The sequence below is a fragment of the Paracoccus tegillarcae genome (assembly GCF_002847305.1).
Lineage (GTDB): Bacteria > Pseudomonadota > Alphaproteobacteria > Rhodobacterales > Rhodobacteraceae > Paracoccus > Paracoccus tegillarcae.
Map to the genome: position 1 here is coordinate 3,521,444 of NZ_CP025408.1, position 21,357 is coordinate 3,542,800.

At 60.6% G+C, this 21,357-nt stretch carries 18 protein-coding genes; 14 read left to right on the forward strand and 4 right to left on the reverse strand.

Going from position 1 to position 21,357, the window contains the following annotated elements:
• Positions 1 to 63 precede the first annotated feature (63 nt).
• Entirely contained in the window at positions 64 to 837 is a 774-nt protein-coding gene (locus CUV01_RS17305) for a methyltransferase domain-containing protein (RefSeq protein WP_101461560.1), read from the reverse strand.
• A 57-nt stretch (positions 838 to 894) separates the two neighbouring features.
• On the opposite strand from CUV01_RS17305, the gene gloB reads away from it, so the two are divergent.
• From gloB to CUV01_RS17330, 5 genes are all read left to right on the forward strand, one after another.
• The gene (gene gloB, locus CUV01_RS17310) at positions 895 to 1,656 is read left to right on the forward strand and encodes a hydroxyacylglutathione hydrolase (protein WP_101461561.1); all 762 of its coding nucleotides are present in this window, start codon (positions 895 to 897) and stop codon (positions 1,654 to 1,656) included.
• 183 nt (positions 1,657 to 1,839) lie between these two features.
• Complete coding sequence (clpA, locus tag CUV01_RS17315; protein ID WP_101462199.1) at positions 1,840 to 4,161, forward strand: ATP-dependent Clp protease ATP-binding subunit ClpA; 2,322 nt, start codon at positions 1,840 to 1,842, stop codon at positions 4,159 to 4,161.
• Between the two features lie 238 nt (positions 4,162 to 4,399).
• The gene (locus CUV01_RS17320) at positions 4,400 to 5,443 is read left to right on the forward strand and encodes an endonuclease/exonuclease/phosphatase family protein (protein WP_101461562.1); all 1,044 of its coding nucleotides are present in this window, start codon (positions 4,400 to 4,402) and stop codon (positions 5,441 to 5,443) included.
• Between the two features lie 60 nt (positions 5,444 to 5,503).
• Positions 5,504 to 6,598, forward strand: coding sequence for a histidinol-phosphate transaminase (gene hisC / locus CUV01_RS17325; RefSeq protein ID WP_101461563.1), 1,095 nt, complete (start codon positions 5,504 to 5,506; stop codon positions 6,596 to 6,598).
• Positions 6,595 to 7,533 (forward strand): prephenate/arogenate dehydrogenase family protein, encoded by a 939-nt coding sequence (locus CUV01_RS17330; protein WP_101461564.1) that lies wholly within the window; start codon positions 6,595 to 6,597, stop codon positions 7,531 to 7,533. The genes hisC and CUV01_RS17330 overlap by 4 nt, the downstream gene beginning before the upstream one ends.
• Positions 7,534 to 7,542: 9 nt before the next feature.
• On the opposite strand, the gene CUV01_RS17335 is transcribed toward CUV01_RS17330, so the two are convergent.
• Positions 7,543 to 8,634: a DUF2125 domain-containing protein gene (locus CUV01_RS17335; RefSeq protein WP_157994900.1), complete on the reverse strand. Its 1,092-nt coding sequence runs from the start codon at positions 8,632 to 8,634 to the stop codon at positions 7,543 to 7,545.
• A 106-nt stretch (positions 8,635 to 8,740) separates the two neighbouring features.
• Between CUV01_RS17335 and CUV01_RS17340 the strand changes: the two genes are divergently transcribed.
• The 4 genes from CUV01_RS17340 to CUV01_RS17355 all read left to right on the forward strand — a co-directional run bounded on the left by CUV01_RS17340 (position 8,741) and on the right by CUV01_RS17355 (position 13,014).
• Positions 8,741 to 9,310, forward strand: coding sequence for a gamma-glutamylcyclotransferase (locus CUV01_RS17340; RefSeq protein WP_101461566.1), 570 nt, complete (start codon positions 8,741 to 8,743; stop codon positions 9,308 to 9,310).
• 127 nt (positions 9,311 to 9,437) lie between these two features.
• Positions 9,438 to 10,793: a biopolymer transporter ExbB gene (locus tag CUV01_RS17345; RefSeq protein WP_232962338.1), complete on the forward strand. Its 1,356-nt coding sequence runs from the start codon at positions 9,438 to 9,440 to the stop codon at positions 10,791 to 10,793.
• Positions 10,794 to 10,796: 3 nt separating this feature from the next.
• Positions 10,797 to 12,536, forward strand: a complete 1,740-nt coding sequence (locus tag CUV01_RS17350) for a peptidoglycan -binding protein (RefSeq protein ID WP_101461567.1) — start codon at positions 10,797 to 10,799, stop codon at positions 12,534 to 12,536.
• Positions 12,537 to 12,582: 46 nt separating this feature from the next.
• Positions 12,583 to 13,014 carry a DUF1489 family protein gene (locus CUV01_RS17355; protein WP_101461568.1) on the forward strand — a complete coding sequence of 144 codons (432 nt, stop codon included), beginning with the start codon at positions 12,583 to 12,585 and terminating at the stop codon, positions 13,012 to 13,014.
• Here CUV01_RS17355 and CUV01_RS17360 read toward each other — a convergent pair.
• Positions 13,011 to 14,117, reverse strand: coding sequence for an AbrB family transcriptional regulator (locus tag CUV01_RS17360; protein ID WP_101461569.1), 1,107 nt, complete (start codon positions 14,115 to 14,117; stop codon positions 13,011 to 13,013). The two genes, CUV01_RS17355 and CUV01_RS17360, sit on opposite strands and share 4 nt — an antisense overlap.
• Before the next feature lie 566 nt (positions 14,118 to 14,683).
• Here CUV01_RS17360 and CUV01_RS17365 point away from each other — a divergent pair.
• The 4 genes from CUV01_RS17365 (at position 14,684) to CUV01_RS17380 (ending at position 19,713) form a co-directional block, all read left to right on the forward strand.
• Positions 14,684 to 15,724 (forward strand): CBASS cGAMP-activated phospholipase, encoded by a 1,041-nt coding sequence (locus tag CUV01_RS17365; protein ID WP_101461570.1) that lies wholly within the window; start codon positions 14,684 to 14,686, stop codon positions 15,722 to 15,724.
• Positions 15,708 to 17,084, forward strand: coding sequence for a CBASS cGAMP synthase (locus tag CUV01_RS17370; protein WP_101461571.1), 1,377 nt, complete (start codon positions 15,708 to 15,710; stop codon positions 17,082 to 17,084). The genes CUV01_RS17365 and CUV01_RS17370 overlap by 17 nt, the downstream gene beginning before the upstream one ends.
• A 660-nt stretch (positions 17,085 to 17,744) precedes the next feature.
• A complete protein-coding gene (locus tag CUV01_RS17375; RefSeq protein ID WP_101461572.1) occupies positions 17,745 to 18,221 on the forward strand; it encodes a hypothetical protein in 477 nt (158 codons plus the stop codon).
• 280 nt (positions 18,222 to 18,501) lie between these two features.
• Positions 18,502 to 19,713, forward strand: a complete 1,212-nt coding sequence (locus CUV01_RS17380) for a DUF3644 domain-containing protein (protein WP_101461573.1) — start codon at positions 18,502 to 18,504, stop codon at positions 19,711 to 19,713.
• A 149-nt stretch (positions 19,714 to 19,862) separates the two neighbouring features.
• Here the strand turns inward: CUV01_RS17380 and CUV01_RS17385 are convergent, their stop codons facing one another.
• On the reverse strand, positions 19,863 to 20,075 hold the full coding sequence (locus CUV01_RS17385) for a hypothetical protein (protein ID WP_101461574.1): 213 nt from the start codon (positions 20,073 to 20,075) through the stop codon (positions 19,863 to 19,865).
• A 104-nt stretch (positions 20,076 to 20,179) separates the two neighbouring features.
• On the opposite strand from CUV01_RS17385, the gene CUV01_RS17390 reads away from it, so the two are divergent.
• A protein-coding gene (locus tag CUV01_RS17390; protein ID WP_232962341.1) for an IS3 family transposase occupies positions 20,180 to 21,333 on the forward strand; the annotation gives its coding sequence in 2 pieces (ribosomal slippage) (positions 20,180 to 20,432 and positions 20,432 to 21,333; 1,155 coding nt in all).
• The last annotated feature ends 24 nt before the right edge of the window (positions 21,334 to 21,357 follow it).

Below are 21,357 nucleotides of genomic sequence, written 5' to 3' on the forward strand. Positions count from 1 at the left end.
CGACCAAGGTCGCATCACCCTGCGTCAGCCTGCCGCAGGCAAGGCACTGCAAGCATCGCGTGATCAGCGCAGGCGCCGCGCGACCTCTTGCCGGCCGGGCCTTGGCCTTGCGATACCGCCCAGCACCTCGATCGGGCTGGGCACATGCACACCGACGCCTGTGCCAACAGCGCCGTGAACCTGCTTGCTCAGCTCTGCCAGAACGACGCCGGCAATCAGGACGCGGCTGATGCGGACCCCTGTCCGTTCCCAGAACTGCGCCCCGCGCAACCAGAAACGGCGCTCTGACGGGGGAATATAAAGCGCTGCGCCCTGCCAGTCGGTGACAAAACCGGCTTGCCGGGTCTGCAACTCCAACTGACCGGCCGTATAGCTGCGCCCGAAACCAAAGGGCGTCCCATCCGAGGCCGCCCAAAGCCCGGCGCGGTTCGGCACCATGATCAGCATGCGCCCCCCCGGCCCCAGCACGCGCCAGGCCTCGGCCAACAGGGCTGCGGGATGGTCGCTGGTCTCCAACCCGTGCAGCATGACCAACCGGTCCACACTGCCGGTATCCAATGGCCAGGTCGTCTCTTCGCATAAAATGCTGTGATTGGGTGCGCCGGCAGGCCAGGCCATCACGCCTTGCGGTCCGGGCATCAGCGCCGTCACCCGCCGCGCCTGAGCCAGATAGGGGCGCAGCATGGGTGCCGCAAAACCAAAGCCCGCGACCGTCATGCCCTGCGCCGTCGCCGCAGGCCAGCGCGCGGTCAGCCGATCACGCAGCACACGCTGGACCACGCGTCCAATGGAACGCTGGTAATAAAAGCGCTGCAGATCGGCGACATCGTGATGCATTGCGCCCGCCCGGTTGTTTTGCGACCCTGAAGACAGCACAGGAAAAGGAGTTTGCCAATGCCAGCCCCAACGAATCCGGTCGAACTGGTGACGATCCGGTGCCTTCAGGACAATTATGCCTATCTGATCCACGGCCAAGGCGAGACGGTTCTGATCGATGCCCCAGAGGCCGCGCCGATTCTGGCGGCTTTGACAGAGCATGGCTGGACGCTGGACCGTATCCTGCTGACCCATCACCACGCAGACCATACGGACGCCGTGCCGGCGCTGGTGGCGCAAACGGGCGCGCAGGTGATTGGTGCAACCGCCGACGCCCACCGGCTGCCCGATCTGGATCAACAGATTGCGCCCGGCGAGACGATCACGCTGTGCGGTCAGCCGGCCGAGGTCATCGACGTATCGGGCCACACGGTCGGCCACATCGCCATCCACATGCCGCAATCGCAGCTGGCCTTTACAGCCGACAGCCTGATGGCAATCGGCTGCGGGCGGTTGTTCGAAGGCGACCCGGCGATGATGTGGGACAGCCTGTCACGGCTGAACGCCCTGCCCGGCGAAACGCTGATCTGTTCCGGTCATGACTACTGCGCCGGCAACGGTGCCTTTGCGCTGTCGGTTGATCCCGACAATCAGGCGCTGAAGGACCGCCTCGCCGGGGTGGATGATGGCGCCCTGCCCTGTGCGCCCGCTACACTGACAGTCGAACGCGACACAAATCCGTTCCTGCGCGCAGCCGCTTTGGCAGATTCGCTGGGGATGCAGGGGGCCGCGGAAGCCGAGGTCTTTGCGAAGCTGCGTCAGATGAAGGATGCCTTTTAAGCCTTGAAACCTGTCCTTCCAGTGAACAGATTTGCCTCAATCGCGGAATTTTGCGGTCCGCCATCAAGAAAACTCTTGAAGCCAACCGCATTCCACCAAATCTTAACTGTATCGTGACAGTCTGGACAGGTGGGCCCCCAGATATAGCCCATACCGCAGGCCGACTGACAGGAGACCATGCCCGTGCCAAGTTTTTCGACCTCACTTGAACAGGCCATTCACGCAGCGCTTGCGCTGGCAAATGAACACCGCCACGAGCTGGCCACGCTGGAGCATCTGCTGCTGGCGCTGACCGATGAGCCCGAGGCGATCAAGGTGATGCGCGCCTGCAATGTCGACCTGGAAGAGCTGCGAAAGCTGCTGGTCGAATATATCGAAGATGACCTGTCGACACTGATCACCGATGTCGAAGGGTCCGAGGCTGTGCCGACCGCGGCCTTCCAGCGCGTGATCCAGCGCGCAGCAATCCATGTGCAGTCCTCGGGCCGGTCCGAAGTGACGGGGGCCAACGTTCTGGTCGCCATCTTCGCCGAGCGCGAATCAAATGCGGCAGCCTTCCTGCAGGAACTGGACATGACCCGCTATGACGCGGTGAACTTTATCGCCCATGGCGTCGCCAAGAATCCCAGTTTCAACGAAACGCGCCGCATCGCAGGTGCCTCGGATGAAGATAGCGCCGAAGCCGAGGAACAGGCCGAACCCAAAGAAGAGACGGCGCTGGCCAAATATTGCGTCGATCTGAACGTCAAATCGAAAAAGGGCGATGTGGACCCGCTGATCGGACGCGAATCCGAGGTCGAGCGCTGCATCCAGGTTCTCTGCCGCCGCCGCAAGAACAACCCGCTGCTGGTGGGCGATCCGGGTGTCGGCAAGACGGCCATCGCCGAAGGACTGGCCAAGAAAATCGTCGAGGGCGAAACCCCCGATGTGCTGTCTGGCGCGACGATTTTTTCGCTGGATATGGGCGCGCTGCTGGCCGGGACCCGCTATCGCGGCGACTTCGAAGAGCGCTTGAAAGCCGTCGTCAAGGAACTGGAACAGCACGAGGATGCGATTCTGTTCATTGACGAGATCCATACCGTGATCGGCGCAGGCGCCACCTCGGGCGGGGCAATGGATGCCTCGAACCTGCTGAAACCGGCGTTGGCCGGCGGCAAGCTGCGCTGCATGGGATCGACGACCTACAAGGAATACCGTCAACATTTCGAAAAGGACCGCGCCCTGTCGCGCCGGTTCCAGAAGATCGATGTGAACGAGCCGTCGGTTCCCGATAGCGTCAAGATCCTGATGGGTCTGAAACCGCATTTCGAAGAGCACCACGAATTGCGCTATACCAACGACGCGATCAAAACGGCAGTCGAGCTTGCGCATCGCTATATCAACGACCGCAAACTGCCCGACAGCGCCATCGACGTCATCGACGAGGCCGGCGCGGCGCAGCACCTGGTTGCTGAATCCAAGCGTCGCAAGACGATTTCGCCCAAGGAAATCGAAGCCGTGGTGGCCAAGATCGCCCGCATTCCCCCGAAAAATGTCAGCAAGGACGATGCCGAGGTATTGCGCGATCTGGATGTGTCGCTGAAGCGTGTGGTCTTTGGTCAGGACAATGCCATCGACGCGCTGTCCAGCGCGATCAAGCTGGCGCGTGCCGGTCTGCGCGAACCTGAAAAGCCCATTGGCAACTATCTGTTCGCTGGCCCGACGGGTGTCGGCAAGACCGAGGTCGCCAAGCAATTGGCCAACACGCTCGGCGTCGAACTGCTGCGCTTTGACATGTCTGAATACATGGAAAAGCACGCTGTCAGCCGACTGATCGGCGCACCTCCGGGCTATGTCGGTTTTGATCAGGGCGGTCTTTTGACCGACGGGATCGACCAGCACCCGCACTCGGTGCTGCTGCTGGACGAGATCGAAAAGGCGCATCCGGATGTGTTCAACATCCTGCTGCAGGTGATGGATCACGGCAGACTGACCGACCACAATGGCCGGCAGGTGGATTTCCGCAATGTCATCCTGATCATGACGTCGAATGCGGGCGCCGCCGATCAGGCCAAGGCGGCCATCGGTTTCGGCCGCGAGCGTCGCGAAGGCGAGGATGTCGAGGCGATCGAGCGCACCTTCACGCCGGAATTCCGCAACCGGCTGGATGCGGTGGTCAGCTTTGCACCGCTGCCGCGCGAGGTCATCGTTCAGGTCGTCGAGAAATTCGTGCTGCAGCTAGAGGCGCAGTTGATGGACCGCAATGTCCATATCGAATTGACCGACGATGCCGCGAACTGGCTGGCCGATCGGGGTTATGATGACAAGATGGGTGCACGCCCTCTGGGCCGTGTGATCCAGGAAACCATCAAGAAGCCGCTGGCAGAAGAACTGCTGTTTGGCCGGCTGCAGAAAGGTGGTGTCGTCAAGGTCCGTCTGGATGATGACAAGCTGGTCTTCGACATCACCGGCCCCGAGGCCCCGCGCATCGGCAAATCCAAACCGCCGCTGTTGACGGCCGACTAGCGCAATCTTACCCGGGCGCAGCAAAACGCCCGCTATCCATGGAATGCCCCCTCTGCAGCATCGCGGAGGGGGTGTTTTTTTAACCAACGCCCAAAGAAAATCCCGTCGATTTCGCAGCTTTGGTCAGTCGGCGGCCGGTAAATAGGCACCCGCTGTCGCCAATCGACAGGTTGCCCGGCCTGCGCTATCATTTTCTCACTGCCGCGCCGCACCACCTGCAACCAGAGGATGACCGGCCATGGCCCGACGCGATATCTCTTTTGCCTCATTCAACCTGCTGAACCTGCAATTGCCTGGCCGTGCGGTCTACACGGACAGCGATGGCTGGGATGAAGAGGTCTATCAGCGCAAGATCAATTTTACTGCCAGTATGCTTGCGCGGCTGGATGCCGATGTCACCGGCTTTCAGGAACTCTGGGCACCCGAGGCGCTGCAGCAAGCGCTGGATCAGGCGGGCATGACCGACAGCCATATCCTGCTGGCGCCGCCCGATCATACCGGAAATCGCATCGTCTGCGCGGGCGCGGTTCGGCGCAACATGTTGGTGGGTGACCCCGAATGGATCACCGATTTCCCGCCGGAGTTGGTTCTGCGCTCGACCGGTGATGATCCGCAGCAACCGGCGATTTCCGTCGGCCTGCGCGGATTTTCGCGGCCGGTTTTGCACATGCGCATCCGGCCCGATCCCTCTACCCCGGTGATCGAGATATTTGTCTGCCACTTCAAATCGCGCAGGCCGACCGAGGTGTGGCGTGAACGAGACTGGTACGAGCGCGACGTACACAGCCCTCACGCCAATGCCATCGGATATGCGCTTTCGACGATTCGCCGCACCGCCGAGGCCGCTGCCTTGCGCGTGCTTGCCACCCGTATCGCCAAAGGCACCGACGCGCCGGTCGTGATCATTGGCGACATGAATGACGGCAAGGATTCGAACACGCTGAACGTACTGACCGAGCAGCCGCGATATCTGACCACACTGTCACGCGGCGGCGGCGACAATGCGCTTTATGCAGCCCAGGTGCTGCAGGAATATCGCTCGGTTCGCGACGTGTATTACACGCATATTTATCAGGACATGCATGACAGCCTGGATCATATTCTGGTCAGCGAGCAATTCTATGACAACTCGCGCGACCGGCTATGGCGATTTGACGATATGCTGGTCATCAACGATCATCTGAACTGGGCCGATCACAAGACCAGCGGCAGCAATGACCATGGCATCGTGCTGGCCCGGTTCCGTTGGCAGCCGCCCACTCCGGCGATGCCAATCGTCTGAGCACCTTCCCTTGCCCGGGCGCCCCCGCTATGACGGCTACGGAAAAACGAGGGCACGGGTATGGCAGGGATCAAGGCGCAGCCGGGTATCATGGATATCGCGCTTTACGTCAGCGGCGAAAGCAAGCTTGCCGGGCGCGAGGATGTGCTGAAGCTGTCGGCAAACGAAAACCCCTACGGATGCAGCCCTGCGGCAACCGCCGCGTTTCAGTCGGCGGCCGGCGATCTGCACCGCTATCCGGCAACCGATCACGGCCCGCTGCGCCGCGCCATCGGCGAGGTCCACGGGCTGGATCCCGACCGGATCATCTGCGGCGTCGGCTCGGACGAGGTGCTGCAATTCGTGGCTCAGGCCTATGCTGGTCCGGGCGATGAGGTCATCACCACCCAGCACGGCTTTTCGATGTACCCGATCCTCGCGCATGCCGTCGGCGCGCTGCCGATCACCGTGGCCGAGCATGATCGCCGCATCGATGTCGACGCAATCATCAACGAGGTAACGGGCCGCACGCGGATCGTCTTTATCGCAAATCCGGCCAACCCGACCGGCACCATGTTGACCGATGAAGAACTGACACGGTTGGCCGAGGGCTTGCCGGCGAGTTGCCTTTTGGTCCATGACGGCGCCTACACCGAATTTGCCGACGGGTTTGATGGCGGTGCGTCTTTGGTCGATCGGTTCCCGAATGTCGTGATGACGCGCACCTTCTCGAAGATACACGGTCTGGGCGGGCTGCGAATCGGCTGGGGCTATGCACGGCGCGAGGTGATCGACGTGCTGAACCGCCTGCGGCAACCATTTAACCTGTCGAATGCGCAAATGGCCGCCGCAGAGGCCGCGATCCGCGACACAGAGTTCACGGCCCAATGCGCGACGGAAAACGCGCGGCTTCGACGCTGGATGTCCGAGCAATTGTTGCAGATGGGCATCGACTGTGACGAAAGCCACGCCAATTTCCTGCTTGCGCGGTTCGACAGCCCCGAACAGGCGATGGCCTGCGACGCCGCCCTGCGCGACGCAGGCATCATCGTGCGTCTGGTGGCCAGTTATGGCCTGCCCCACGCCCTGCGCATCACCATCGGTGACGAGGACGGCTGCCGCAGGGTGATGGCCGTCATCAGTGATTTCATGGCCGATCAAAGGGGCGCTGCATGAGTGTGATCTATGACCGCGTAGTGCTGATCGGGCTGGGGCTGATTGCCGGCTCGATGGCCCATGCAATGCGGGCCTTTGGCCTTGCGGGTCACGTCGCGGGCTATGCCCGCAGCGCCGAGACCCGCGATACCGCCCGCCGGATCGGCATGTGCGACAGCATCCATGACAGTGCAGCAGAGGCCGTGGCCGGCGCCGATCTGATCGTGCTGGCTGTGCCGGTCAGTGCGATGGGCGAAGTGGCAGCGCAGATCGCGCCGCATCTGAAACCCGGCGCGACAGTGACCGATGTCGGTTCGGTCAAGCAATCCGTCGTCCAGTCGGTCGGGCCGCATCTGCCGCCAAATGTCCATTTCATCCCCGGCCATCCCTTGGCGGGCACCGAGCATTCAGGCCCGCTATCGGGCTTTGCCAGCCTGTTTCAGAACCGTTGGTGGCTGCTGACCCCGCCCGAGGGAACAGACCAGCAGGCATTAGCGCGGCTGCGCGATCTGATCCGGGGGATGGGTGCGAATATCGAGGATATGGAACCGGGTCATCACGATCTGGTGCTGGCGGTGACCAGCCATGTTCCGCATCTGATCGCCTATACAATGGTCGGAGTGGCCGATCACCTGCGCCGCGTCACCGAAAGCGAGGTCATCCAGTATTCAGCTGCAGGTTTTCGCGACTTTACACGGATCGCAGCGAGCGATCCGATCATGTGGCGCGATGTGTTTATGGAAAACAGCGAGGCGACACTTGATATTCTGGGGCGCTTTACCGAAGAACTGTTCGTCTTGCAGCGCGCCATCCGTATGGGCGACGGTCCGCAACTGCACGAATACTTCACGCGCACGCGCGCGATCAGGCGCAGTATCATTGAGGCGGGACAGGATACCGATGCGCCCGATTTCGGCCGCAGTGCCGTTCAGCCGGTTGCGACCCCGGACGGATAAGCGCCGGCGCTAGCCACCCAGAAATTGCGGCGCGGGACCGATGGGTATCGCGCCCAGAAAGGCCTGCCCGTCGCGCAGAAAGATCGGGATGCGCAGTTCGTCCGTGGCGGGCTCGGGGAAAGTGAACTCCGTCGCAGCGTGGAGCTGCGATCCGTCCTGCTGCGAGGCGCTGTCGGTTGCGGGTTCCGCCGACATCGGCGTGCTGGACAGCCCCTGCAGCATGGCACCGCCCAACATGACCGCCGATTCGGGGATCAAGCCCGCATCCGACGCCGCCCGCAGCCATTCGCGCGAATCCGCAGTGTAGAGGGCCAGCCGCCCCTCGGCCCGCCCCTCAGCATCAGCAGAAACCACGCCGACCAATCGCGCACGCAGATCGCCCAGACCCAGTTCCAACCCATCGGTGCGCAAACCAACCGGCTGTACCTGGTGCGACCGACCCTGCAACATCCCGCGCCCCGGCGCGGCGCTCAGCCAAAGGCGCAGATTGCCCTGCGCCGAAATCGCCCCCGGAACGGCCAGTTGCGGCGCACCGAATGCAGCCAGAGCAGCAGGCTCAAGCGATTGTAATTGCAGCGACACATCATAAGCAGCATTGGCCGCGCGCGGCGCATCGTAGCCAAGCCCGGTCAGTTCAGCATCAACCGCCAGCCCATTGAGAATCGCCTGTCCGTCAATTTCGGCAGAATCGACGCTGATTTCTGCCCGCGTCACAGCCAAATTATTAACCGGCGACAGGCGCAACATTCCCTGAGCATCGTCCAACAGCATGGCGACGGGGGTTGCCCCGACGACCAGCGATAGCTGCTCTGGCAGGGTCGCGTGAAAAGCCTGCGGGCTTGTTGGCCGCGACCACAGCTCTAACCAGGGCAGTGAAACCGACAGATCAGTGCCGTCCTCTAGCCGACCCGTATAATCAACCTGCTCAGCCCTCAGGCCGACCCTGCTTATCTCACGCAGAGGGTTTACCGCAGCGGCGCCAAGATCGTCGCGCTGGTCAAGCGCGGCGGTTGCCCGACCGGCCAACCAGCTTTCACCGCCCAGCCATATACCGCCCAAAACTGCGGCAACAACCAACACAATCACCAAGAGCCAACGCATCAAACCCCCTGTCTTTGCATCTGAATACGCGAACGGCCCGCTTGGGCCTTGAGAACCGCCGGCATCGTGTCCTAACTTGAAGCAGGAAGAAAGGGCATCGCGAAAAATGTCATCACTTTGCTGGGTCTTTGGGTACGGTTCACTGATGTGGGATCCGGGTTTCCGCGTCATCGAGTCGACGACCGCACGGCTGGACGGCTATGCGCGCAGCTTTTGCCTGCGATCGACCCGCTATCGCGGCACCGCCGAGACACCGGGTCTGGTGCTGGGGCTGGATGCGGACCCCGACGCCCATTGCACCGGGATCGCCCTGCGTTTTGCCCCCGAAGAGCGCGATTCCATCCTTTCCTATCTGCGCGAGCGCGAGTTGGTGACGCATGCCTATCGCGAGGCAATCCTGCCGATTGCCCTCGAAGATGGGCGCAGGGTCGAGGCGTTGACCTATGTGATGCGGCGCGATCACGTGCAATATGCTGGCGGGCTGGCACCATGCGAACAGGCGCGGATCATCTCGGGTGCGCACGGGATGCGCGGACCGAATGCCGACTATCTGTTCAACACCACGCGGCATCTGGCCGAATTCGGCATGTCTGATGCGGCCCTGGACGCGCTATCGGAGGATGTTCGCAGACTGCTGCGCGACCCGGCCGATGACAACGGCAAGCAACGGAATTAACACTGCTCTTTCTGACTGCTTGGCAAGTGACGGACCCGCGCCTACACTCAGCCGTGATCGCCAAGGGCCAGAACACGGAGCCACGCAGTTGACCGATCCCACGACCGACCCAACAGGCCGATCCCCGATGACCGAAGGTCGGGGGCTGGGCACCGCGCGCCGCCGGCTGACCGCCAACAGGGCCGATGGGCTGGCAACCGTCGTCAAACCGCAATTCTCGCAGCCCGTGCGCCAAAGCTTTCTCATGCTGGCGGTGCTGGCATTGGTCATAACAGGCGCCTGGTTCGCCTATGGCCGCATACTGCCGATTTTCGCAGCCAATCTCTGGCTGAATGGCCTGATTCTGGGTGTCTTCGTGCTGGGTGTGCTGGCCTGTTTTTGGCAGGTGGCACAGCTGGTCCAATCGGTCAGCTGGATCGAACGATTTGCAGCGCGCCGCCGTCAGGCCCTGGGCCTGACCCCCGGCGAGGTCACGCCTGCGGTGGACCCTCAGCAAGCGGCCCCGAGATTGCTGGCGCCGCTTGCGTCACTGCTGGGCGCGCGCGATTCAACCGGCGGAGTGATCTCGACCGGGGCCAGCCGCTCGATCCTCGATTCCGTCGCAACCCGCATCGACGAAGCGCGTGACATCACAAGATACCTCGCCAATCTGTTGATCTTCCTTGGCCTTTTGGGAACGTTCTACGGCCTGGCAACAACGGTTCCCGCCGTTGTCGACACCATCCGCGCCCTTGCCCCGCAAGAGGGGGAAACCGGCGTCGAGGTCTTTGAAAAACTGATGGGCGGGTTGGAAACGCAGTTGGGCGGCATGGGCATCGCCTTTTCGTCCTCGCTGCTGGGATTGGCGGGCTCGCTGATCGTCGGTTTGCTGGAACTGTTCGTCACGCACGGTCAGAACCGGTTTTACCGTGAGTTGGAAGAATGGATGTCCGGGTTTACCCGCATCTCGCTGGCCGGCTCTGAGGGTGAGGCCGTCGATCAGGTCGCCATCGCCGGTTTTCTGGACCAGATGGCCGGCCAGATGGACCGTTTGCAACAATACCATGCCGAGCGTGATCTGGACCGCGATCAGGCCGCAGCACAAGCGGACGAGCGCGTGGTTGTCATGGCAGAGGCCGTCGAAACGCTGTTGCGGCAGGTCGAAAGCGAACGCGATAGCAGCGTCGCCCGCGCGGCGTCGATGGCCAGCGGACTGAACCGTATCGCGGATGGTCAGGACCGGCTGATCGCGCAGGGCGAAGCGGTCGCCAGGCTGCCGGCGCAGAACACGGCCAGCGAGCGTGGGCTTGACCTGTCGCGCCTGGAATCCGCATTGCACCGCATTGCCGACGATCTGAATGTCGGACGCGAGGAAATGCTGGTAGAATTGCGGTCTGACCTTCTGGTGCTGACCCGCGCGGTTCGCGCCGCGCGCTTTGGCGACCCGTTCCGCGATGATCAGCTGCCCTCGTTCCGGGGCCATAATCCACAGGACCAAGGCTAGATCATGGCCCTGCACCGCGCGTCGTCCAATCGCTTTTCCTCGACCATCTGGCCGGGTTTCGTCGATGCGATGACGGCGCTTTTGATGGTGCTGATGTTCGTGCTGACGATCTTTATGATCGTACAATCGGTGCTGCGCGAGCAGATCACGGACAAGGATACGCAAATCGCCGATCAGGTGCAGCGGCTGTCGTCACAGGACCAGCGGCTGGAAGAATTGGGTGGTCAGGTCGCGCAGTTGACCGGCGCGCTGACCGCATCCCAGGATGAGACTGCTGGCCTGCAAAGCGACCTCGCCGCGCAACAGGCAGAGGCCGAGGCGTTGACGGGCGAATTGGACGACGCCCGAAATCAGGCGCGCGAGCGTGCCGCACGGATCACGCAACTGACCAACGATCTGACCGCCCGCCAGCGCGATCTGACAATCGGGCAGCAACAGCTTGCGCAAACCGCAGAGGAACTGGATCGGGCAAGCAGCCGCATCACCGATTTCGAGGCCGAGGTTGCCGCCCTGCTGGCCGCGCGCGAACGTGCTGACACCCAAAGCAGCGCCCGCCAGGCAGAGCTGCAGGACCAGTTGGCATCCGAACAGCGCAAGGTATCGGCCGCACAGCTGGCCGTCGCGGCGGCCCGATCCGAGATTGACGCACAGGCAGAACAGGCCCGTCTTGCGGCCGCCCGCCGCGAGGCGCTGCAGGCATTGGTCGCAGACCTGCGCAGTCGCAGCTCGGGCGCGGATGCCGATCAGGCGCGCTTGCAGGCGGACCTGACCGAGGCAGAGGCCGCCCGTATCGCCGAATCCGAGGCGGCGCAGGCATTGCGGGGCCGTCTTGAGACCGCAGATAGCGAATTGACCGCCATGACATTGGCGCTGGAGGAAAGCCGCAAAGAGGCCGAAGAGACGCTGACCCTGCTTGCTGCAGCGCAGGCCGCACGCGATGAACTGGACGTCGTGGCCGCTGAAAACGCGACCGAGGCCGAACGCCAGGCCGCGCTGCTGGCAACCGCGCAGGCGGCGCTGGCCGAGCAAGAGGAACTGTCAACGGATGGTCAGCGCAGGGTGGCGCTGCTGAATGAACAGGTGGCCTCGCTGACAGGGCAACTGGGTCGGCTGCAGGCCGCGCTGGAGGCGGCGGGCGACGATCAGCAACAGGCAGAATTGCGGGTCGAGGATCTGGGTCAGCAACTGAATGCGGCCCTGCTGCGTACCGCTGAGGAACGGCAGGCCCGGCTGGTTCTGGAAGAAGAAGCGCGCAAGCTGGCCGAGGACGAAGCCGCAGATCTGGCGCGCTATCGCTCTGAGTTCTTCGGGCGTCTGTCGCAGATCCTGCAGGGCCGCGAAGGGATCGAGGTCGCCGGCGACCGCTTTGTCTTTTCTTCCGAGGTGCTGTTTCAGCAAGGCGAGGCGGATTTGTCGGATGCAGGGCGCACGCAGGTTCGCAATGTGGCCGGTATCCTCGACACGGTTGCCACCGAGATACCGCCTGAAATCGACTGGATCATCAGGGTGGACGGCCATACCGACGATGTGCCGTTGTCTGGCACCGGACGCTATCGCGACAATTGGGAACTCAGTCAGGCGCGGGCGCTGGCCGTGGTGCGCTACATGGTCGAGGATCTGGGCTTTCCCGAAGGCCGGGTGGCCCCTGCTGGCTTTGCAGATACGCGTCCCGTGGCCCAGGGCGACAGCGAAGAGGCACGGGCGCAGAATCGCCGGATCGAGCTGAAACTGACCGAACGGTGATCCGCGCCCGCTTGCGGGCCGGGGCGCGTGCTTTTATCTTGAGGTCATGGACAGCCCTGCCCCTCTGAACATGATGAAGCTGTGCGTCGGCGCGGACTCGCCCGATCATCTGGCCGCGTGGCAAAAACAACGCTTTGGCACCGCGCCCGCCTGCCATGTCACCCGTATGTGGCCCAAGCGCGATTCAGAGATACGGGACGGTGGCGGCTCGATCTATTGGGTATTCAAGGGCATGATGCTGGCCCGGCAAAAGCTGATCGGATTCGAGGAACGCATCGGTCAAGACGGCATCCGCCGCTGCGCACTTATGCTGGATCGCGATCTTGTCCGCGTGGCGCCCGTGCCTCGCCGTGCCTTTCAGGGCTGGCGCTATCTCGAAGGTGGCAATGCGCCCACGGACCTGCCCCGTGGCGCACAGAGCGAGCCATCCTTGCCGCCCGAGGTCGCCGCAAGGCTTGCCGATATGGGGTTGCTCTAGCCCTGTCCTGATTTGGGCCTGGTCCCATCCAGGACACGCCCGGACAGCGCGCGGGCGAAAGCTATTGACAGGACGATCCGCAGGACGTGATGCGCGGTGACAAAGACCACACCGATGTCCAGCGACAGCGCGATCAGCGACATCTCGGCAATCCCGCCCGGCGCAAAGGCCAGAAACACCGCCTGCGCCGATTGCTGCTGCACGGTCGTCAAGGCTGCGGCCATGACCAGCGCAAGCAGCAGCGCCAACCCCGTATTCACCACCGACAGCTTCAGCGCGGCCAGCATGTGGTGGCGCTGCAACCCGGCAAAGCGCACGCCAAGCGAGGTGCCAACGACGATCTGAGTGACCGCAATCAGCCAGGCTGGCGGTGCCCCCTCAACCAGACCCAGCAGATGCAGCAGGCCAGAGGCAAGGATCGGCCCGGTCATGATCGCCGCCGGAAAATGCAATTTCGCGCCCACCAACACGCCAGCCACGCCAGCCGCTGCCAGGATCAGTAACTGGCCCCATTCATGCGCCTCCGCTCCGCCCATGACCGCGCCACTCGCCGAGCCAACGGCGTGGCCGGTCAGAAGGGTGAAAGCCAGCGGCACGCAAACGATGACAAGGATCAGTCGCAAGAATTGCAACATCGTCAGCATGGCGATATCGGCGCCGCGCTCTGCGCCTAGTTCAACCGACTCGATCAACCCGCCCGGCACCGTTCCGAAGAACGCCGTGACGCGATCCACGCGCCCATCCCGCATTGTCAGCCAAAAACACAAAGCATGGACCAATGGGATAAACACACACAGCGCCAGCAGCGACGGCCACCACGCGCTGGCTTGCTGCAATATCTGAGGCGTAAAACTGGCACCAATCGCAACACCGATCACAGGAATGAACCAGGCGCGCAGCCCCGGCCACAGCTGGACCGGATGACCCAGCGGCCGCCATCCGGTCAGCGCCGCGGCAGCCGATACCAGCAATGACCCCAGCAGCCAGCCAAGCGGCAAGCCGGCCAGATCGGCCAATGCACCACCGATCGTTGCGAACAACGACGTCAACAGAATGGTCGGATTGTGAAAGCCCTGAGGCAGGACCCGTCGCGGAAATCTCATGAGGTTTCTTGGCACCACGCCCGGATGCGTGCAAGCGCCGGGTCATCAGGCTCTGACCTGAAAATTCGCCTTGGAGGGTCGCGTTTCGTCTCGTAATACTGTCAGGCAGCACGATTAGCTTGCGCTGTTGGAGCGGGTGAAGGGCACCGGCCAAAAAGTCTGGGTTTTGATGGGTTCTATTTTAGTCATTTAAGATCAGATGGATAACTGGAAAAAATCGGAATGGCGATGTCTCAATTGTTGATACAAATGTTGATGCATTGATTGGGGCAAGCACGGGCCAGAACGCTGACTGTTTAAGACGCTTGGACGAAGGCGAACTACCTGCCGGCTCGGTCCTCGAATTGCCGACGATAAATCTAGTCCTGATATCGTGCACCGAACGCCTTCGATCAGTGTACAGTGGGCTGGCTATTGCTGCTTGAGCAATTCGACCACCGGCACCAGCAAGGCTCAGGTTTCAGTGAGTGATATGTTCGCGAGGTATTTCGGACAAGAATAAACCTGCGCCTGCGCCCCACTGCATAGGGTATTGCACAGCGCAACTACCGCACTATCTTGTTTTTATGACGTTCAGAGTTCTTGCTCTTTCCGGCGGCGGCTACCGTGGCCTTTACACCGCTCAGGTCCTTGCCGGGATCGAAGAAGCGAGTGGTTTGCCACTGCACCGGCGTTTCGATCTTATCGCCGGGACTTCAATAGGCGGAATCCTTGCGCTTGCCTTGGCCACCGGCAAGAGTTCGATGGCGGCGACAGCGGGATTGATGGCAATGCAGGGAACGTCGATCTTTGGCGAAAGCGCACCGCCCAAAGGCGCTGTTGGAAAGATCATCGACTATGCAAGGCACAGCAGGGGCGCCAGATACGACCCAGCACCGCTTAAATGCCTTATCTCTGGGCTTGTCGGCCAAGATACGCGCATCGGCGATCTGAAACAGAAGGTCATTGTTCCGGCAGTAAATGTCACGAAGGGCGGCCCTCAAGTCTTCAAAACCCCTCATCATCCGCGCTTGGTCAGAGACTGGAAGCTGCCCTTGGTCGATGTCGCGTTAGCGACCTCCGCGGCGCCATCGTATTTTCCCCTGCATTCCATCGGAAGCGAACGATTTGCGGATGGTGCTCTTTATGCGAACAGTCCTGACGATCTTGCGCTGCACGAGGCGCAGCATTTCCTTGGCCAAGAACTGCCTGACATCCATGTTCTCAGCATTGGTAGCACCACATCCAAATTCAGTTTCCCCAGCAGCCTGCACAGCAACCTTAGCTGGTTTAGCTGGCTGCTGGACCAACGGCTGACCAGTGCCATGATCGCGGCGCAGCAGATGAATACCGATTACATCATCCGGCACAAACTGGGGGACCGCTATATCAGGGTCGACGCTATTCCGTCGCCCAAACAGTTGCCGGAAATGACGCTCGACAATGCCAGCAAAACTGTTGCGACTGATCTGATGGGTCTGGCCGAGGCGTCGTTGCGCGAGAGCCTTCCAGCGATCAAGGCCGCCGGTTTCCTCGATCACGAAGCAGACGAAGAAGACTTCCTGTCGCGCGAGGACGTGGGCAATTACTTTAGCGAATTGAGGGGGCAAAATGGGCATTGCGGCTAATCTTTTTCACAATCCCGATGATCGCGAAAATTCGCTCGCCTATCGGATACGGCCATCCGACGACCAGATTCAGCAACAACAAGAGCGCTGGAACGATCTTGCGGACGTGCTGAAAGAGATGCTGCGTGACAGGGTCGGCAAGCCCGTTTCATCGTGGCTGCAAGGATCATACAAGTTCGGCACGCAGATCAGGCCTGCGCGGATGGGCGAGGAGTTCGACATCGATCTTGGCATCTATGTCGAATGGCCGGGCGCGGCGAAGGATGGCGCTAATGGTGCGTGCGAGTTGAAGGATCACGTGCAAGCGATTTTGCAGGATTACGCCAGCGTTGACGCGAACGACGCGACCGAGGCGGCCAAGCCCAAGCCGCGCTGCAATCGCATTCGCTTTGGCCAAGATTTTCATATCGATGTGCCCAGCTATCATCTGGACCGGCAGGATGATGCACGGGAACTGGCCACCGAGGATGACAAATGGGACAATAGCGATCCAAAGGCAGTTTATGTTTGGTGGAAACGACAGTTCGATGGGGCGCAGCGCGACAGGGCGCGGCGTTTGGCGCGCTATTTGAAAATGTGGGCAGCCCTCACGTTTGAGCACGAGGCGCGACCGTCGTCGATCCTGCTGACGGTTCTGGTGGCGCGGGCGCTTGCCTCGGCAAAGACGGACGATCTTTCTGGCGATGATGAATATCTTCAGGCGGTCGTTGCGGAAATTGCAGAACGGCTGCAAGCTTCGCGAGTTGTGCGCAATCCGGCGAACCGGGCAGAAGACCTGAACCGATTGTCAGATGTCGACTTTGACGATTTCAGGATAAAACTAGATGAGTTGCTCAGCGTCGCCGAGCGCGCGTTGGCGGCGGTTGACCAATGTGACAGCGCTGAAATCTGGTCCGAGGCGTTCAGGCATTTCTTCCCCTACCCGCGCGAAGATGGCGCCAAGGCCGAAGTGGCGGCGCGCCATGCCATCGCGCCGTTGCGGTTCGACCCACAGGTCTCGGTTCTCGCGACCCAGAACAAGCGATCTTGGACCGGACATAACGGCATCGGGCCGATCCCGCGTAATTGCGACATCAGGTTTGCGGTGGTGAACCACGACGAACTTCCCGATGGCGCGGCGATTTCATGGACCGTGCGCAATGAGGGGCGAGAGGCAGAGGTTGCCAACGATCTTGGCCATATCGGTGGTGCGGGTACGCAGCATCAGGAGCGCAGTGCCTATCGCGGGACACACAACATGGATGTGGTCGTCAAGATGAATGGTCGCGTCATTGGTCGACGGCGCGTGGAGGTACAGGTGTCGGGATTGGTTTTTCCACAGCGCAACCCGGCGCGTCCGGCATGGGTCAGCCTCAGATAGCCTTGCTTGTTCAAGGCAGATGTCGTTCGGTCAGTAACAATATTCCCTTTTTCTGTCTGTAGATGACCGATGCGTGGCGTCGGTAGCGCGACACAAGTTCGCGGGCGATTTCCGGTCGAGGTCATCAGCCGGCACGTCGAAGTTCTGCGCAGGGCGCGGGCAATGCGCTTTCACCGAGGCACTGTTCATGCCGCCGTTGCCCTTCATGCGGGCATGTTCCGTTAACACAAGCTGCTTTGCGTCGTATCGATGATGGTGTGTGGTGCAGTTGCCCTTCATGCGGGCATGGTCCGTTAACTGGACAAGTTGATCACTCGGCTCAATGTCTCAGAGGGTGCAGTTGCCCTTCATGCGGGCATGGTCCGTTAACTGGCCTTCTGTAGGTCTTTGCGTCGAAAGCCAAATATTGGCACGTTTCCAAGGCTGACATTCCCGGGTTCGGAAAATCGCGTCATAATCGTGAAACAACATTGCCGTTATCGAATTTTCTCCTTTGTATTCTGATGCATAATCATTTTCTAAGGGCGATTTCGGTAAATCAGGCTAAATTTGATTCTACGCGCGACAGATCGGCCCGGCAAGCGCGCTTTGAAAATCCTGTGGTTGCGACAACCAGTCGCCCGGTTATTCTGCAGTGAATAAACGGCATAACGAGGGACCATGCGCATTATCCGCCCTTACGGCAGCAGCGTGACCGAACGCGATGAAACTGGCGAACGCCGCCGCATCCGCCCGACTGCGGCCCCAGACCAATTGCGCGATGTGCCCGCTTTCGCCGGTTCCGATCAGCGGCTTGTCATCGCGCAATGGATTTCGGTCATCGACAAGATTGCGACCAAGCCAAAGGGTAACGGTGGCGCCTCGCGGGAACAGTGGGCGCTGCGGACGGCTTTGGGCGGAGCGTGTTGGCGACTAATTGATCGCTGGCGGCTTCTGGCACCTGCCGACCGCACCGAAATGCGGGCACTGTGGGAACTACGCCTGCACCCTTATGGAAATCGCAAGTGGAAGGCAAAGAAGAGGAACGGCAAATTTACCAAACCTCCTGAGCCGCGCGGGCGCTGGTACGCGGCGTTTCTGGGCGACACCCCGTTTGGCAAACTGCAGAATGAACGTAAGCGGTGCATAGACCGGTGAAAATCGTGGTTTTCCGATAATCCTAAGATATCGTGTATCCAAGAAAAGCCGTTTTTGAGGCGCAAGCCTTCTGATTCGTTACGCTGATTCTGAGTGGAAACCGTGCTTGCCGACTTCCACTTATATTCTGAACTCCCTCTGCGGTGGCTGAAATATTCTTCCACTTGAAGATGGCCTTGGTCGCGGAATAACGTCAGGTGGTTGCTGAGATACAGAAACGCATGGATTCGTGCTTTCCTCCGTTGTCTTGGCAAATACCCCAAGCACTGGAAGATACTGAATGCCCAGCGAAGTCGAAAGAGCGAAGAAGACGAAAAGGCGCCGGGGCAATACTCTGGAAAATTGGGAGGTAGGGATCGTAAAGGCCATGATCGACCGCGGCGGCCCGGCCACCAACGATCAGGATATCCTTGCGTATTTCACTCGCCCAACGAGGTCGATCAACCATCGCCTTATCAGCGAGATCCGCACGGGGGCCAAGCACAAGACCATCAAGCCGGCTTCCGAGGAGGATCTGGACGCATTCGTCTCAACCTGGCCCGATATCGACCACCAGACCGGTTTGAGCATAAGGGGCGACGAGCTTCTGATAAAAGGTCGCGAAGCGATGATCGCGGCTGTCCAGACGTTCAATTCAGCTGGACTTACATTTCGTGCCGAGTTGTTTATCGTGACCGCAGTCATCGCCTGGACATACCTCCTCCATGCGTGGTTCCGGCGCGAAGGGATCGACTATCGATATCCCGGTCAAAAGACGAAGGAAGGGGCAGATAAATTCTGGGAGGCCGGTCATTGTCTCAAGCATGACAGGTGTCCCGTAAAAGGGGGCGCCGCGAAGAACCTTCAATTCCTGATCGAGATCCGCCATGAAATCGAGCACCGGTCCACAAACAGGATTGATGACGCTCTGGGGGCAAAGCTTCAGGCTTGCGCCCTTAATTTCAATGAGCTTCTGAAAAACGAATTCGGCGTCCAGTATGGTCTTGAAAAGCGTCTGCCCCTTGCGCTTCAGTTTGTCTCCTTCGGTGCTGAACAACGAACGGTCCTCAAACAGGCCTCGGGCTTGCCCAAGCATATCGAAGCCGCCATTGACGCGTTCGAGCATGGCCTGAATGATGAGCAGCTGAAGGATCCGGCCTACAGAATGACATATGGCTTTGTCCCGATGGCGGCCAAGAAACCGGGAGCAGCGGATACAGCGGTCCAGATCATCGGCCCCGGCAGTGAGATGGCTGGCGAGATTGAGAAGATCATCTTCAAGGAGGTGAACAGGGAACGGTATCCGCCGGGCAAAGTGGTCGAAAAAGCTCAAGCTGCCGGATTCCCGGAATTTCGCATGCATGACCACACACAGCTTTGGAAGAAGCGAGGCGCGAAAACGATCGGCAAAGGCTATGGGTGCATCGGCGACTACGGTCATTGGGTCTGGTTCGATCGATGGGTGGATCAGGTCCTCGAGCACTGCGAGGCAGAAGGAGACAGGTATAGATAAAGTTCGGCGCTCTACACTCCCTCTCATGGCCTGAAGCGATGTCATCGCAGTTTTAGTGCGCCCAAGCCTTTTGGGCCGGGACCCTGTGCTGGAACCCGGCCAAGTGAAGTTGAATCAGATCCAGCCGAGTGCGGCTGTAGCCCATAATGTCAGTCTGTGATGTGACCGTTCGGACAGTGCCACGGCATCAGCAGACCGTAATCAATCTCCCCGCGTGTGCGTTCGATTTCACTCACAACCGAGTTCATATAACTGCGGGCGTTGACTTTGTTCAGACGTGCGCTCTCGATCAGGGAATAGTAGATGGCCCAGACATCCGCCGTCTCATGGGTTCCGGCGAAAAGAGAGTTCTTCTTCGTCAAGGCGATCCCGCGGATACAGCGTTCTGAGCTACTCCCCGAAATTCGGACACTGACATAAGCTAGGATTTGCAGTCTGCTGATCTTCGACGAGAAGGAGATCAGAAATGTCGAAACGCAAACAGCACGCGCCTGAGTTCAAGGCGAGGGTCGCGCTGGAAGCCCTGAAGGGCGAGGAGACGGCGGCCGAGCTGGCGAGCCGGTTCGGGGTGCATCCCACGATGATCCATCAATGGAAGCGAGCCCTGCTGGAAGGGGCCTCCGGCGTGTTCGAGCGCGGCGGTCGAAAGAAGCCCGAGATTGACGAGGAGCAGGTGAAGGAGCTTCACGCCAAGATCGGGGAGCTGGCGGTGGCCAACTCTTTTTTGGAACGAAAGCTGAAGCCCTGGGGCGGGAAGTGAGGCGCGGCATGATCGAGCCGGACTATCCCCAGCTGTCCATCGGTCAGCAGTGCAAACTGCTCTCGATCGCGCGCTCGTCCTATTACTACGAGCCCAAGGGAGAAACCGAACAGAACCTCGGCCTGATGCGGCAGATCGACGAGCAATTCCTTGAGACCCCGTTCTTCGGCGTCCGGCAGATGACCTGGCACCTGCGCAATGAGGGGCATCTCGTGAACGAGAAGCGGATACGCCGGCTAATGCGCCTCATGGGCTTGATGCCGATCTACCAGAAGCCCAATACCAGCAGGCCGGCGAAAGGGCACAAGACCTATCCCTACCTGCTGAAAGGGCTGCGTGTGGAACGCCCGAACCAGGTCTGGTGCTCGGATATCACCTATCTGCCCATGCGGCGCGGCTTCCTATACCTCGTCGCAATCATGGACTGGCACACTCGAAAGGTCTTGGCCTGGCGCATCTCGAACACGCTGGAGGCCGACTTCTGTGTGGAGGCGCTGAACGAGGCCATCCACAAATTTGGCCCGCCCGAGATAATGAATACTGATCAAGGATCTCAGTTCACGTCCTTCGCTTGGAGGGATCGGCTCCGCCGGTCGGGCGTGCGGATCTCGATGGATCGGAAAGGCCGTTTCCTGGACAACATCTTCATCGAGAGGCTGTGGCGCACCCTGAAATACGAGTGCGCCTACCTGCATGCCTGGGATACAGGATCAGAGACCAAGGCGGCCATCCGGAAATGGATGACCTTCTACAACCACCAGCGCCCGCACTCGGCCCTCGGCGGCAAGCCTCCGGCGCTGGTCTACTGGAAGAGAAATGATATCAACCAACCCGATCAGCAGGTGCAACGAGTAGCTTAATCTACGCCAGATCCTGTCCAAGAG